This window comes from Microbacterium sp. P5_B6 (genome assembly GCF_056400345.1).
On the sequence record NZ_JBFULL010000002.1, the window covers coordinates 7,215 to 24,458 of the forward strand.

General features: G+C 69.6%; 1 protein-coding gene (cut by a window edge). It reads left to right on the forward strand.

Going from position 1 to position 17,244, the window contains the following annotated elements; genetic code table 11:
• On the forward strand, positions 1–17,244 hold the beginning of the coding sequence (locus AC1DP3_RS01930) for a hypothetical protein (RefSeq protein WP_477290754.1). Its footprint extends 20,787 nt past the window's final position; 17,244 of the gene's 38,031 nt are visible here — the first part of the coding sequence; its start codon is at positions 1–3; its stop codon lies beyond the right edge, outside the window.

The window sequence follows — 17,244 nt, forward strand, 5'->3', positions numbered from 1 at the left end:
GTGTCATTGAGTGATTCGGTCGCGGGGGCATCGCCCCGCCGCTCCGGCGCGCGCTCCGGCATCGTGTCGCTCCACCGCAGCGTGGCCTCGGCCATCGCAAGCCTCCTCGCGACGACGCTCGTCATCACGCTGGGAAGCGTGTCGGCTCACGCCGCGCCCCAGACGGCGCCCGCCCCGGGCGAGCATCGGACGGTTGCGGAGTCACCCGCCCCGCCCGCGTCTCCGACGGTCATCCCGCTCAGGGACGCACGCGTGCTGATCGTGCAGAGCCTGCCGCACGACGAGGCCAGGGCCGCGCTGGACGCACTGTTCGAGGCGGAGCAGGAACGACAGGCCGCGGTCCAGCAGAGCGTGCAGTCCCGGCGCGCGCAGCAGGAGGCATACCTCGAGCAGGTGCTCGTCGCCGAGCAAGCGGCGCAGGCGCAGGCGCCGGCGCAGGCTGAGGCCGAAGCCAACGCGAGGCTGCAGGAGGCGCTTCAGGCCCTTGCCAAGGCGCTGTCGACGAGCCAGTGCACGACCATCGGCGGCACGAACGGCCAGGCGGCGTCGATCTCGTGCCCCATGGAAGACAGCGACACGACGTCGACGCCCACCCCGACTCCGACTCCGACTCCCACCCCGACTCCGACGCCTACCCCGACTCCGACGCCCACTCCGACCCCGACCCCGACCCCGACCCCGACCCCGACCCCGACCCCAACGCCGGAGGTCGAAGCGCTGACGGCCAGCGGGCTGCCGGGCGACCCCGTCGGCCCCGACCAGGCTCTCAGCGAGGGCGCGCTGTCGGGGGCCGTCGCACAGGCCATCGGCGAATGGGCCGCCGCGGGCGCCGACGTCTCCGGCATCTCGGCCCACGTCGCCGCGCTCTCCGGCGCGACGCTCGGCGAGGCGTCCGGCCGGTCGATCGCGATCGACGACGACGCGGCGGGCTGGGGCTGGTCGCGGATGAACCTCGTGACGGTCGTCCGCCACGAGATCGGGCACGCGCTCGGCGCAGGCCACGGCTCGGGTCTCATGGACGAGACCCTCTCGCCCGGTGAGGCGTGGGGCGTCGACGCCTCCGCGCTCCCTGCACCGGCTCCGGTCGAGCCCCCTCCGGTCGAGCCCGCTCCTGTTGAGCCTGCTCCCGCTGAGCCTGCTCCCGTCGAGCCCGCTCCGGCGCCGGCTCCCGTCGAATCCGCTCCCGCTCCCACCGAACCCGCTCCGGCGACGGGGGATCCCGCGTCCGCGCCCAGCGAGCCGACTCCGGACGAGCCCGCAGCCGCTCCCGCACAGCCCGTGGGGGGCGCCGGCGAGCCGGCGAACTCCAGCCAGCCTTCAGAGGAATCGGCCGCTGTCGACGCAGCCGCGGCCGGCGCGGCGGACGGCGTCGGCGGATGGGCCGTGGCGGATGGCACCGCGACGCTGGCGCTGACCTCCGCCGACGCCGCAACCGGAACGCTCCGCCTGCGGGGCGGGCGTATCGAGTTCGTCGCCCAAGACGGGGCGACCGCGAGCGTCGATGCTTCTGGGCTCTCGACCGTCGTCGTCCGCGGTGCGGACGGATCCGCCTCGTTCACCGTCGACCTCGCCGGGATCGTGGGTATCGCGCTCGCCATCAGGGGAGCAACGGACTTCCTGCGGGTCATCGGCCTGGGCGATGCGCGGCTGAGCGGCGCCGGCGGACTTCTGCGACTCGATTCGCTGGTCGCGAGCCTGTCGTTCCTCGCGCCGCGAATCGCGGCGCTCATCGAGGCCAGCGGATCGCTCGCCATCTCCGGACCGCTGGCTCTCCCGGGCGCGGACCTCAGCGTGTCCGCTCGCACGATCGCCGTCGAGACCGGCGCCGTCATCGACACGCGCGGAGGCGGGACAGCAGGGGACATCTCGCTGACAGCCCGCGACACGGCGGAAGGCCTCACGGATGCCGCGGCATCCGTCACCGTCGTCGGCGCCACCCTCGCGGGGGGCGACGTGACGGCGACAGCCGGCTCCGCCGCTGCCGGGGGCCGGGGATCGACGTCGGCAGCGACGGTCACGGTGACCGACGCGACGATCCTCGCAAGCGGCGACGTCGTCCTCTCCAGCGACTCCGCAGCGCATGCCTCGGCCTCGGGTCCCGTGGCCTCCGCACGGGTCTCCTCGGCGGCGATCACGCGGGTGACCGGCCAGTCGACCATCACGGCGACGGGCGCCGTCCGCGTTGAAGCGCGCAACTCCGCGACCGGTGCCGCCGTCTCGACCAACGAGTCCGGCGTGGCTCTCGCCGAGCTCGACGTCACGCGCCTCACGCATGCCGTGATCGACGGGCGGCACCGCATCGCCGCGGGGCAGCTTCTGCTCGCCGCGACAGCCGATGGTGCGCTCAGCGTCTCGGCATCCGGGGTGCGCGGTCCCGCACAGGGAGCGTCGGGCCTCGGCGCGATCGCGCTGAGTGCGGCACCGGGTGCCGGCTCCATCGCCATCGGGCGAGCCTTCCTCGAGACGATCGCACGCATCGCGCCGGCAGCCCAGCTCGTCGTCGACGCGACCGACGTGAGGATCGACGCGGATTCGGCTGTCGACGCCTCGGCAACTGCGGCAGGACCTGACGGTGGCATCGCAGCGTTCGTCGTGCGGGACGTCTCTGACAGTGCGGTCGCAGCGGGCTCGGCCATCACGGGCGCCCACGACCTCGCGCTCGAAGCGTCGAGCCGGCATCGCACGAGCGCCGACGGCGGATCGGGATGGGCGCTCGTCTCATCGATCGCCCAGACATCGGCGGGCGCCGGATCGGGAGCGCCCCTCTCGGTGACGGGCGACCTCAGCATCATCGCGACGCAGCAGGTGTCCGCCCGCGCGACCGGGACGGGCGCTGCCCTCGTCCTGGCCGTGCACGACGTGACAGCGACCGTGGACCGAGCCGTGACGTCGGGCGGCGCCGTGACCATCGCGTCGAACGGCCGGTCCGACACGGGCGCGACCGTCACTCCGATCTCAGTTCCGGCCACGGCGGGTGCCGCCGCTGTGGCGGTGCTCGCGAGCCTCGGCGGAGCGCCCGGCGCTGCGGCGGCAGCGGCCGTTGCCATCTCTGACGCCCCTCGGCTCGGATTCGCCGCGACGATCGTGCTCGCGGCTGCGACGACAAGCCTCGGCGGCGCATCGCTGCCGCTTCGGGCTGCCGGTGCAGTGACGCTGACGGCCGTCTCGACCGGTGGCGGCTCGGCGGGCGGCAAGGACATCGCCGTCGACGGCATCTACGCCCTGCCGCTGGTCCACCGCTCGGCGACCGTCGACGTCAACAGCCCGATCTTCGCGGGGGACGACGTGCTGATCCAGGCGGGCCGCGGGCCTCCGGCACCCGCAGGCGACTCGACCAGCACCATCCGCCAGAGCGCTCCCGTCACCCTCCTCGACCCGAGCGCGACACTCACTGTCTCGAACCCCGCGCAGACGCCGGCGATCACGCCGCCTGCAGGTGCGGTTCTCATCTCCGCCGCCAACGGCGGGACGGTCGCCCTCGATCGTGCGACCCTCGTGTTCGCCTCCGGCGCTGTCGCCTCCGACACGTGGGTCGTCATCGCCTCCCGTGACGCACGCGTTCCGGGACTCGTGACGACATCCGCCGTGTACGAGCTGCGCGCGATCGACGCGCGGACGGGCGCCGAGATCACGCAGTTCCTCGTCGACCCCGTGCTGACGATCTCGGTCGGAGCGGCGGCATCCGGTTCCCGCATCTGGTACATCGCGCCCGACGGGTCGCTGCAGGCGATCGGGACGTCGGTCGATTCGGGCGCCGGGACGGTGACGGCGGCCCTACCGCACTTCTCGGACTACGTCTCGGGCTCGCCGCTGGACGGACTGCTCGGCCTGATCGTCGCGCAGCTGCAGTCGAAGCTGACCAACCAGACGTACAACCAGGCGATCCCCGACCAGAACCTGGGGAACGCGCTGGCGCTGACCGGCATCCTGCTCACGATCAACGCCGTGTCGCTGACGAACGCCAAGTACTCGGGCTCCGCAGGCTTCACGGCGAGCCTCGCTCTCGACCTCGCGGTCGGCGCGCTGACGATCTCGACGACGGCGGGCGTGACGGCCACTTATACGCTGACGGATGCCGCGACCCTCGACGCCGGAAAGCTCGTCATCACGATCACCCCGCTCCCGGGTGAGACAGAGTTCGGCATCACGGTCACGTCTGGGACAGAGGAGATCCTCGTCCTGGAGGCGCAGAGTGCGACTCTGAGCCAATCCGGCAGCGACCTGACGATCGATGCGTCGGGGGTCCACGCCAGCCTCGGTGGACGGGTCGAGATCACCGGCGGAACACTCCACCTGTTCGCCCGCCACGATACGGGCGACGTCGACTTCGCTCTGACGGCCGCGTCGGCCGTGGTCGCGGCTGTCGGTTCCAGCCTCGAGCTCACGAATGTCGCCGTGTCGTACAACGGCGCCGACGGCGTCGCGCTCGCGGCCGATCTCGTCCTCGACGTGGAGGGGACGACGCTCGAGGCGACCGCCCGCATCACGCACGTGACCGGGACGACGACGATCACCATCGAGGGTCTGCACGCCGACCTCGCTTCCCCGGGCGGCCAGTCGGTTGCGATCGCCGACGGGTCCGGCGCGCTCACGCTCGACGACTCGGGTGTGAGGGGATCGCTTGCCGCGACCATCGTCGCCACCGGCTTCGTGACCGCGACGCTCGCAGGGCGGGTCGACATCGACACCGTGGCCGGCACGACGGCCGTCGCGGTCGCCGCACGGAGCCTGACCCTCGAACTCGCCGACGGTCTCAGCGTCACGGACGCCGTCGTCGGTCTCTACATCGAGTCCCGGAACGGCGCGACCCAGGTGGCTCTGGACGCGACCGGCAGGATCTCGGCGACGAACTGGGACGGCGTGAGCCTCAGCGGTGCCTTCCGCGCCCGGGTCAACGACTTCACCGTCAAGGTGGAGCAGACGATCGCGTTCGGCAACGGCTCGGGTGATGTCGCGGTGACCTTCGCCGCGGACGAGGACGGCTCGCTCAGCGGAACAGGACTCACCCTCGTCGTGCTCGGTCAGTCGATGACCGCAGACTTCGTCTTCGTCGAATCGACAGACGGCTACGACATGACGGTGACGAACCTGGCGCTGCGGTTCGGCGACGGCGTGACCGACGTCGCAACCTTCGCCGGGGGCGGCACGATCACGAAGGACGCAGACGGCGTGACCGCGGCGCTCGCCGGCACCCTGACGATCGCGGTGCCGGGACTCGCCTTCTCGAGTGGGCTGACCCTCGACATCAGCACTGTCGAAGGCCAGAAGCACGTCAGCGTCTCGGGCGTGGACGTCGACGTCACGCTCGGGGATCAGCTGATCAGGTTCGCATCCTTCGAGGTCGCGCGCACGACGACCGGCGGAGTGACGCAGACGCGAATCCACGTCGAGGACGGTCAGTTCGCCATCACGGGCGACTCGACCGACCTGCTCGACGTGACCATCGTCGAGGGCGACCTCACGATCACGGCGGCAGGCCTTGCCGGGCGCCTCTCGGCCACGCTCCTGACCGACCTCACCGGCTTCACCTTCGGCTCCAGCGTGACGGTCACGGTGAACACCGGCTCGGCGTCCGTCGGTGTCATCCCGGCCGGCCCCTACCTGCGGATCGAGGCCATCGGCACGACCATCACGGTGAACGGGCAGGACCTGAGGGCCGATGTCACGTTCGAGCGCGGTGTCGATGCGGCAGGTAAGACCGTCATCCGCGCCGGCCTGGCGAACGGGTCGCTCGTCTTCACTGCGGGAACGACCGACGTGCTCTCGGTGACGGATGCCGTCGGCGCGCTCTTCGTGACCTCCGACGGCGTGGCCGCTTCGCTCACCGGAACCGTGTCCGTCGCCCTGCCCGGCATCTCGTTCACCGGCGGCCTCGTCATTCGGCTCAACACCACGGGCGCCGATGTCGATACGACGGTCGCAGTCGGCGGAGTAGACGTCTCGCTCGTGGTGCCGGATGGCGGCGGGGACTACCTGCAGCTCACGGGCGCGGATGTCGAACTCGTCGTCGCGGGTCAGCGGCTGACCGGAACCATCACGGTCGAGAACACGGCTGGCACGACATCCATCGATATCGACAACGGGGCGCTGGTCTTCGCGGACGGTGCCGTGTCGATCGCGGGCATCGACGCGAGCCTGACGGTCGGTGAAGGCGGAGTCTGGGGCACACTTTCGGGCAAGCCGACGCTTGCGCTTTCGGGCGTGACTGTCGATGTGCCATTGCTCGGCATCGAGATCAACACGGATGACGAGGACCACGGTCTGCTCGACGCGTCGACGTTCCGCATCGGCGCCGAGAACCTCACCATCGAGGTCGCCCACGTCCAGATCGCCGGGACCATCTGGTTCCAGCGGTCCGTCACGGACGACATCGTCACCTACCTCGTCTCGATCGAAGGCGGCGAGGCCGCCTTCGGGCCCGAGCTGACCCCCTACGTCGAGATCACCGAGATCGACGGGGAGTTCCTCATCACGCCGACCGGCGTCGCCGGAACCATCAACGCGACAGCGGCGATCGTCATCCCGGATGTCACGGCGATCGCACCCACCCAGGTGAGCGTCGCGGTCAACACGACCCCGAGCCCGATCGAAGTCGGCGGCGTCGATCTTGCCGCGGGTTCGTACCTGAGGGTCGAGGCGACAGGGCTCCAGTGGGAGTTCGGCGGCATCGGCACGATCGCCGGTTCGTTCGCCTTCACGCGCTCCGTGGCAGCTGACGGCGCGGTCGAGATCGTCGTGGCGATGTCGGGCGTCGAAGCCGACATCGTGACGCCGCCGGGTAAGTTGCACTCCGGGTCGGGCGTCCTGATCATCCGCGACTCGGGCATCGCGGGCTTCCTCTCGGGCACGGGCACCGTCGGCGGCAGCGGCGTCTCGGCCTCGGGATCCGTGCTGCTCGAGATCAACACGACCGACGATGCCATCGACACGACTGTGACGGTCGGCGGCCAGACCCTGCCGTTCACGCTTCCTGAGCCGCCCTCCGGCGGACAGATCTTCCGCCTCACGGTCTCGGACCTCTCGATCACGATCGGCGATTTCGTCACGATCGAGGGCAACCTGACCTTCAGCGACACGGTCATCGGCGGCCAGCCGGCACGCGTCGTCGCGGCAACCGGCGTCACGATCTTCCTGGGCCGGGGCCCTGCCTTCCTCGGCTCGGGCGCCCTCAACCCGCTCGCCGTCGGCGTGCTCCTGACGGGCGCGACCATCGGGCTCGTCGAGATCGGCACGGGCCACGCCCTCGTCGCGTCCGGCACGGTGAGCCTCATCGGCGTCCCCGGAGTGACGATCAGCGGCACGACGAGCGTGCGGGTGAACGACACGGGGATTGCGGTCGACCAGATCGTCGAGATGCCGGTCAGCACGGACCCCGGCGTCCTCGTGAAGTTCACGGGAGCCGAGAAGTCCTTCGCGGTCACCGCCGCGACCCTCGCCTTCGGCGACCAGTCGCTGACCGGCGATTTCAGCTTCGACCGCAAGTTGACAGACCTCACCATCACGGTCGCAGGCGGCGCACTCGCCTTCGGCAGCGCGGTGCAGCTCACAGCGATCACGGGCGACCTCGTCATCCGTCCCGGCGGCATCGCGGGCGCGCTGAGCACGGCCGTGAGGATCCAGGCGCTGGGCATCGGCGTCGCCCCCGCCGCTGCGTCGGTCGCGTCCGTCGCGGTCAACACGACGGCGTCCGAGGTCACCGTCGGTGGGAAGACGCTGCCGGCCGGCCCCTACCTGCGCGTATCGCTCGTCGACGTCGCGCTCGAGTTCCTCGGGCAGCAGATCGAGGCCGACCTCGCGATCGAGCGGCTGGTGTCCGCCGGCGTCGCCACGACCATCATCGGCCTCTCCGGCGTCGAGCTCTTCCTCGGTGACGAGGGCATTGCAGGCGCGGGCGACGACCGAGGAGTCCGGCTGACGAACGGCACGGGCATCCTCGTCCTCACGGCCTCGGCGATCGCGGGTCGCATCGACGGTACGATCTCGGTCCTGCTCGGTGACGACGCGCAGCTCGACGGCGATCTCAGTCTCGTGCTCAACACGGGAGCGACGGATGTCGAGGCCTCCATCGTCGTCGGGACGGCCCTGCAGTCGATCGACGTTGCGGGCGGCCCGTACCTCCGCTTCGAGGGCGCCGGGATCCTCCTCACCGTGCTCGGTCAGAAGATCAGCGGCAACGTCGCCATCGAGAGCGTCACGCCGTTGACGGATGCCGGCCTCCCCGACCAGTCGCGCACGCTCGTGCGGATCGCTGCGACCGACGTCTCGCTGAGCCTCGCCGGCGGCACTCTCACCGTGACCCATGGAACGGCGCTCATCGTCCTGACGGGGGGCTCGGCATCCGCCGTCGCGGGCAGCATCACGGGCACGCTCGCCCTCGACGTGCCGGGCGTCGCGTTCTCGGGCGACCTCGCGGTGGAGTTCTCGACGGCCGTCGCCGCGACCGACGAGTCGTTCACGATCAACGGGCAGACCCTGACCCTGCAGCTGCCGGAGGGTGGTCAGAACGGCTACGTGCGGGTCGCGGGGACGGATGTCGCACTCGAGATCGCCGGTCAGACCCTGACCACCGATGTCGAGCTCGTCCAGACTGTCAACGGTCTGAGCGTCACGCTGCGCAACACGAGGCTCGTGCTGGGCGGAACGACACCGCTCCTCACGCTCTCGCAGCCCGCCGAGGGCGAGACGGGCGACGTCGCACAGTTCACGCTCGCACCCGACGGGACTTACGGCAGCATCACGGTCGGGCTGGAATTCGGCATCGACGACATCGCCGTGGAAGGCTCGATCGCGATCGCCTTCAACACCACCGCCACGCCCAAGACGGTGCTCGGCGTGGGACTCGTGCCCGGACTGATCCGGGTCAGCGGTAGCGATCTCGCCATCAGCGTTCTCGGGCAGTCGCTCGAGGCGGACCTGACGTTCGAGCAGGTGACGACGACCGACGGTGCGACAGTCGTGCGTATCGGCGTCGCCGATGCCACGCTCACGCTGGGTCCACTCCAGGCTACCCAGGGCACCGGCCTCTTCGTCGTCACGGCGGGGGGCGTCGCCGGCAGTCTGTCCGTCCACGTCGACATCGACATCCCCTCCGGCGAGACCGAGCCGCCGTTCGACCTCGAGGGCACGCTCGAGCTGGAGATCAACACCACGGATGCCGAGGTGTCCGAGACGCTGCAGGTCGGCACCGGAACCGTCTCGCTCCTGGTGCCCGCCGGCCCCTACCTGCGAGTCGCGGGCACCGACATCCTGCTGACGGTGATGGGGCAGGAGATCCGGGCCGACATCGCCTTCGAGCAGGCGACGACATACGGCGCCGACGGCGCACCGGGCGGCGGCGACGACGCGACCGTCGTGCGGGTCGGGCTTGCGAACGTCCGCATCACGATCGCGGCCGGCTCGGCGAAGCTCTCGCTGACGAACGGCGAGGCGCTCTTCGTCCTGGTCGGCACCACCGGGGTCGCGGGCCGCGTCACCGGAACGGTCGCCCTCACGGGTGTTCCCGGTGTGACTCTCACCGGCACCCTCGCACTCGAGCTCAACACGACCGACGCCGAGGTCGATGAGACGCTCAAAGTCGGTGCCGGGTCCGTCTCGATCCTCCTGCCGCAGGGCGGCCTCGGCGGCTACCTCCGGGTGACGGGGACGGATGTCGAGATCACGGTCGGCGGACAGACGATCTCGGGCGACATCGAGGTCGTCAAGGACAGCAGCGGCGTCACGCCGACCCTCACCGTCACGATCGCGAACGGGGTCATCCGGTTCGGGACCGAGGCCTCGCCGCTCGTGAGCGTCACCGAGATCGAGGGCACGTTCGTCATCACGGCCGCGCGCATGGCGGGCGCGGTCTCGGCGAAGCTCGAGGTCACCATTCCCGACGTCGAGGTGACGGGCGACGTGTCAGTGCGCGTCAATTCGGGAACGGCCGGCGTCGTCGTGGGCGGCAAGACGATCGAGCCGGGCCTGCGGATCGAGATCGACCACCCGTCGCTGGAAATCGTCGGGCAGTCGTTCGGAGCATCCCTCGTATCCATCAGCCGCACGCTCGCCGGCGACGTGGCCTTCCGCATCACCGACATCACCCTCGATCTCGGCGGCGTCGTGACCGTCACCTCCGACAACCATTGGTCGGGGGCCCTGCTCGTCGCGGGCGCCGGGATCGCGGCGACCTTCTCGGGCAGCACGGACGGCGTCTTCGACCTCGGTGACCAGCTCGAGATCGGCGGCGACGTCGCCTTCGCGATCAACACGGGCACGGCAGCGGTCCGGCGTCCCGACCTCGGCATCGACGTCCCCGCGGGGCCGTTCCTCCACATCGCGATCACGCGCGGCGTCCTCGTCGTGACGGGCGGACCATCGTTCTCGGGCAATTTCCTCCTGAGCCGGACCACCGGCACGACGCCCGTCACGACGATCGCCTTCAGCCAGGTGACGGTCTCGCTGACGCCGGAGGGCAAGTCGCCGCTCAAGATCACTGAGGGCGTCGGTGCCTTCCTGCTGAGGGCCGACGGCATCGTCGGCACGTTCTCGGGGGCCGTCGCCCTGGCGGCAGGAGACCTTGCTGCCGGTGCCACCGTGGCCGTGCGCTACAACGGCACGAGGAGCCAGATCGATCAGACGATCGTCGTCGGCGGCGTGTCGGTGCCTCTGCTGTTCAGCGATCAGCAGGTCGCCGATGATGCCGGACCCTACATCGCCCTCTCGATCTCAGGCTCGATCAAGCTCGGGGACTTCGTGGAGGTGGTCGGTGGACTGAGCGTCGATGGCGACGAGATCGAAGTCAAGAACGTACGCGTCTTCGTGGGGCAGGGCCCGGGCTTCGTCGACGGGGACGCACTCAACCCGTTCGCGAAGGGCCTGTACCTCACCAACGTCAACGGGTTCGCCAAGGGGATCAAGGGCAGCCGTGTCGTCGCGATCTCTGGCAGCGTCGAGCTCGTCGGCATCCCGGGTGTCACCGTGGCGGGCACGGCCACGATCTACTACAACGAGACGACGATCGAGGAGACGCTCGGCGGCGGTGGTGAGGACGAGTCCGTAACGGTCGCGGCAGGCGCCGCCGGAGCACCGCACATCCTCGTGATCGGCGACCTGACGCTCGGCATCGCCGGCCAGCAGCTCACGGGCACCTTCGCCTTCGAGACGCTTCCAGGCGGCGGGCTGCGGCTCAAGTTCGGGGCGGCCGCGATAAGCGGGGGCACCCCACTCACGCTGAGTCTGGGCGACGGCGTCGTGGTGGCGACCGTCGCGACGGGAGAGCTCGAGATCACACCCGCGGGCGTCGCGACGGTCCTCGAAGCGGAGCTCATGCTCAACGCGGGCGATGACTTCATCCTGTCGGACGGCTCCATCCGCCTGCAGATCAACACCGCCACTTCCGCGCGGACCGTCGGCGGGATCGTTCTGCCGCCGAGCTCGGTGCTGGTACAGGTGGGGACGCTCGGCGCACCGGCGGGGCTCACGGTCGCAGGGCAGACCCTGAGCGGTGTGTTCGTCTTCTCGCAGGTGCGTGGCGCTCTCGCCCCGGGCGCTCCCGCCGGCACGCCGGCGCCCAGCACGACGGTCGTCATCGCGTCCGGTCTGACGCTCCTGCTCGGCAGCAGCACCGCCGGCGTGAGACTGACCAACGGTGAGGCCGTGTTCGTCATGAAGGCCGCAGGGCTGGCCGGCCGCGTCAGCGGGACTGTCGAGATCCTCGTGCCCGGCGAGAGCGTCGAGTTCAGCGGCACCTTCGCCATCTCGATCAACTCCGGCGCCGCGGTGGATGAGAACTTCCAGCTCGACGGCACGACGATCGTGCTCAAGCTGCCCGCCGCGCCGCCGACCGGTGGGTACCTCAAGGTCGAGGGCACGAACGTCAAGATCGTCGTCGGCGATCAGAGCCTCTCCGGCGACTTCAGCTTCGAGCAGTCGGGCGCGACCACCACGATCACGGTCGCGAACGCGCGGGCCGCGTTCGGCGACGGTACGACGGACTTCGTCACACTGGTGGGTGGCACCGGCACGATCCTGATGAGTGGCAGCGGCCCTACGGCAACGCTCACGGGCTCGATCGGCGGCAAGGTGACGGTGACGCTGCCGGGCATCCTCGTCACGGGGGACTTCAACGTCGGGATCTCGACCGCATCCTCGTCGCTGCAGATCACAGGCACCCACATCAAGATCGCCATCGGCGGCTTCGAGCTGACGGATGGAGTGGTGGCCTTCAGCCAGACGGGCGGCGCGGGCCTCCCGAAGATCGTCAACGTGTCGATCAGCGCGAAGGCCGACTTCGGCGCCCCGATCGGTGAGGTCGAGTTCTCCGGAGCCCTCCAGATCGGTCCGGCCGGTCTCGCCGGTGCGCTGAGCATCGTCAAGACGAGCATCGCCCTGGGCGCGGGGGCATCCCTCTCGGCGACGGAGCTTCGGCTCGAGATCAATCGGTCCACTCAGGCTGTCGTCCTGTCCGGTGGGCGCAGGCTCGAGGCCGGGCCCTACCTGCGGATCGTCGGCGAGGGCACCAAGATCACCGTCGGCACGGTCGAGATCGCGGCCTCGCTGCTCGTCCAGCAGACGACCAACACGGCGGGCCAGACGCGGACGGTCATCGCCGTGGCGGGGGGCCGCGTCTCTCTCGGCGGCAGCGCGATCCTCGAGGGCGTCGAGGGGCTCATCGTGCTCCTGCCCGCCGGGATGGCGATGTCGCTCGGTGGCACTCTGAGCCTCGGCTCGCTGCTGCCGGCGGGCGTGACGATCGGCGGATCGTTCGCCGTCGCGATGAACAAGACCGCGTCCCGAGTGACCGAGACGGTGACGCTCGGCGGGCGCACCGTGAGCCTCGACCTCGCGGGCAACCTCGCGATCCGCGTCGGCGGAACCGGGATCACCCTCGCCATCGCCGGCCAGAGCCTCACCGGCGACATCGCCTTCGAGCAGTCCGGCACGACGACGACGATCGCACTGTCGAACGTCGCTCTGCGGATCGGCGACGGCAGCACCGACATCCTCACCCTCACCGAGGGTACGGGGCGCTTCGCCCTCGCTTCCTCGGGAGGCAGCACGCCGCTCAAGGGCATGGCGGGCAGCCTCAGCGGCAAGGTCACTCTCCACGTTCCCGGTGTCGGGTTCCAGGCCACGATGGCACTGAAGATCAACACGACGGCCTTCCCGACGCCGGTCACCGTGACGGTCGGGGGCGAGGACATCCAGGTGGGCGGCGCGCAGCTCTTCGCGCTGAGGGCGACGGGTCTCGCGCTCACCGTCGCCGGTCAGAGTCTCAGCGGCGACTTCACCTTCGAGCAGGCGGGGAGCGGCACGGCTCGCGTCGTCAAGGTCTCGGCCCAGAAGGTGCGCATGTTCCTCGGCGATGCCAAGGAAGCGGGCGAGGCTGACGACGTGGGCCTCCTGCTGAAGGACGGACACGGCGCGTTCCTGCTGACCTCGGCAGGCATGGCCGTCGACATCGAGGCGACCATCGACCTGGTCGGACTCGACGACCTCGACTTCGACCTGGGCACGGGCCTCGACGTCGCCTTGCAGATCAACACGGCCCCGGTCGCGATCGACACCAGCGTCGGAGGTCTGGCCCTCAAGCTTCCCGCGGGCCGGTTCGTCCGCGTCACCGTCGGCGGCGACATCACGGTGTTCGGCCAGAAGCTCTCGGGCACCTTCATGTTCGAGCAGGTGCAGGGTGCAGGACCTGACCGTCGCGCCGGCACGACCGATGACATCAAGATCCTGAAGATCGCGGCCACGGAGGTGCGGCTCTTCGTCGGCGAGGATGCCGGGACCGCGGAGCAGACCGATGACGTCGGCATGCGGCTGAGCGACGGAACGGCCCTGCTTCTGCTCACGGGCGAGGGCTTTGCCGGCTCCATCTCGGCGACCGCATCCATCCGGCTCGGCGACGGTCTCCAGGCCAAGGCGACCGTCACGGTCGAGATCAGCGACATCCGCCGCACCGTCAGCAACAAGGTGGTCCCGGTCGCCGTCGACGAGGAGTTCATCGTCGACGGCGTGACCTACTCGCTCGATCTGCCTGCAGGGCCGTTCCTGAAGGTGAGCGTCACGGGACTCGTCCTCGATGTCGCGGGCCAGGTCCTGACGGCGGATGTCTCGTTCGAGAAGTCCACGCCGGTCGGCGACGACGGGGAGCTCACTGCTACCGATCTGCCGGTGACCAAGATCCGCTTCGCCAACGTCGGCCTCCGGATCGGGACCCCGGATCGCGACATCGTCATCGTCCGGGGCGGCTCGGGCGCATTCGACATCATCAAGACGGACGGGAGCCTCAAGGGCGGCATCGCGGGCCGGATGAAGGCGACCGTCGAGGTGCTGATTCCGGGCGTGACCTTCTCGGGCCAGCTGCTCGTCGAGATCAACACGACGGGTGCGACCGTCCAGGTCGACAGCGTCGATGTCGCCCGCGGCTTCACCGTGGCGGGCCTGAATGTCACCCTCGAGGTCGCCGGGCAGCGGCTCAAGGGCAACTTCGCCTTCGCGAAGGACGCTACGACGCAAGAGACGATCATCAGGCTCTGGGACGTCTCGCTCGCCCTCGGCGACGGCACGACGACGTACGTCACCGCGACCGTCGACGATGGCACGATCCTCGTGACGCGCACCGGCATCGTCGCAGCGCTCGCGGCCGGCGTCGAGGTGAACACCGCGGTCCTGCCGTCCGACCTCTTCGCCATCGGCGTCAAGGTCATCGTGCAGGTCAACACGACGACGGCCGACGCATCGCGCAAGGTCGTGCTCGGCGGGACCGAGGTCACGCTCTCGGTGCCGAAGAACACGCTGATGGTGCAGGTCGGCCGCATCGGCGACGTGGCGACGATCAGCATCATGGGGCAGACGCTCAAGGGCGTCGCCTACCTCGAACAGAAGAAGACGGCGGCCGGCGCCAAGATCGTCCGGTTCGCCTTCACGAGTGTGACGCTCTTCCTCGGAGACATCGGCGCCAACGCCGTTGTCGATCCGATCGGCGCGCGTGTCGACGATGTGGGGCTGCATCTCTCGGACGGCAACGGCGCCTTCATCATCACGCCCGCCGGCATGGCCGGCGAGGTGACCGGCGCCATCGCGCTCGTGGGGCTCCCGTTCGACTTCACCGCTCAGGTCACGCTCCAGCTCAACACGCTGAAGGCCGGCACGCAGGGCGTCGCGGTCAACGAGATCTTCCAGTTCGCGGGCGTGTCCGTCGCGACGACCCAGGACGGAAATGCCGGGCGCGTCGAGAAGCAGACGATCGCGGTGACCGCGGCCGGGTCGTTCACGCTTGCCTTCGACGCGAACCGCAACGGCACGCTGGAACCGGGGGAGATCAGCGCTCCGATCGTGGTCGGGGCGGCGGAAACGGTCGTCGACGTCGAGGCGGCCGAATCGGTCGTCGACTCGACAATCGAGGCTCTGATCGACTCGGATGCCGCGACCGACCTGGTCGATGTCACCCTGGCATCCGGCGTCTACACCGTCACGTGGAAGGCGAACGGCAACCAGGTGGCGCTGCAGCCCAACGTGCGCGTCCTGTCGCTTCCCAAAGGCCCCTTCGTCCGAGTCGTCGCGAACAACATCAACATCGTGATCGAGGCCGTCACGATCCACGTCGACGCGATCGCGTTCGACCGGTTCGGAACGGCGCCGACGGCGATCACACGCATCGCGTTCACCGGTGCCAGCGTCGCCTCGGGCCAGAACATCGGCTCCAACAATCCCGGGCTCAGGGAGGCCTCCGGCATCCTCGTGGTGTTCCCGCCGAGCACCGTGACCGACGCCACCACGACCCCGCTGCCCACCTCCACGACGACGGGGGGCATCGCCGGGATGCTGACCGGCAAGGCCTCGGCGGGATCGTCGAAGTTCGCCCTCAACGCGAGCGTCGGCTTCGCCATCAACACGACGGGCGTGCGCGTCAAGCAGACGATCGACATGGGCGAGACCGACCTGGTCCTCGACCTGACGGACGACCCCTTCCTCTTCATCGTCCAGGACCTCGACTTCGAGTTCGGCGACTTCGTCGAGATCCGCGCAGGACTGTTCGCCCTCAGCGGCAACACGTTCCACGGCAGCGGCCTCGAGATCTTCGTCGGCTCGGGTCCCTTGAAGCTCGACGGCATCCCCAACCCGAAGGCGATGGGCGTCCTGATCCGCAATGCCGAGATCTACTTCGAGAAGGCGACCGCTGCCGGAGGCGGCTGGGCGATGCGCGCGATGGGCGAGCTCGCGCTGCTGGGCCTTGACGGTCTGGAGATCTCGGGCACGGTCTCGTTCCAGATCAACGCTTCGGATTCGCAGACCTTCACCCTCGACAACCTGGGCACGATGACGGGCGCGATGGCGCCCGGCGCGTTCAGCTTCATGGCCCAGAACGTCGTCATCGACGCCGGCGGCGTCGTCAGGCTCGGCGGCACGATGCGCCTCACACGTCAGCCGAACGGAACGCTCGACATCTCACTGTGGAACGCCACGGCGCTCGTCAAGAGCGGGGGCGAGAGGATCGTGAGTCTTGCGGGCTTCGCGACGTTCTCCATTTCGCCGATCACGGGCTTCCAGCTCGGATCGTTCCGCGTCACGGACTTCGCCCTCTTCCCGCCGACCGATGTCGTCAATGCTCCCGCGACCGAGACGCTTCCCGTCATCGTGACGGCCGATCTCGCCGCACCCCTGCGCGGATCGGTCTACCGCGGTTCCACACTCACAACGATCGACGTGACGTTCACGACGACCGACGGCACGATCGATCCCGGGTCGATCACCGACACGGAGGCCGAGTTCACGATCTCGGTCGCCGGTTCGAGCGAGACGTGGATGCCCGGTGCCGCGGTCAAGGTCGACGGCAAGCCCAACACCTGGCGCTACGCGCTGACTGCGAGCGGGCAGGGCGCGCTCCCCTCCACCGGAGTGGTCACCGTCTCGTTCGTCGGAGGGGGAGTCCGCACGGCCGGAGGAAACCCGGTGCCGCTCGTGGCCGAACAGGAGACGTTCTACGTCTTCCGGCCGGTCCCCACGGCGAACAATCCGGACCCCAAGCCGGGGCCGGTGGCGTCCCTCGTGCTCGCGACGGTCAGCCAGACGCAGCTGAACGCGCAGGGCTACATCGACATCACCTACACCTCGCTCCCGGCGGCCCTCAACACGCCACCGGCACCCATCCTCAAGAACCTCATCGAGAACAACCCGATCGCGCCCTTCACGATCTCGGGTCCGATCGGCGACCTCCTTCTCGTCAATGGTGTTCCGGCGATCATCGGCACCCTGCTCATCGCA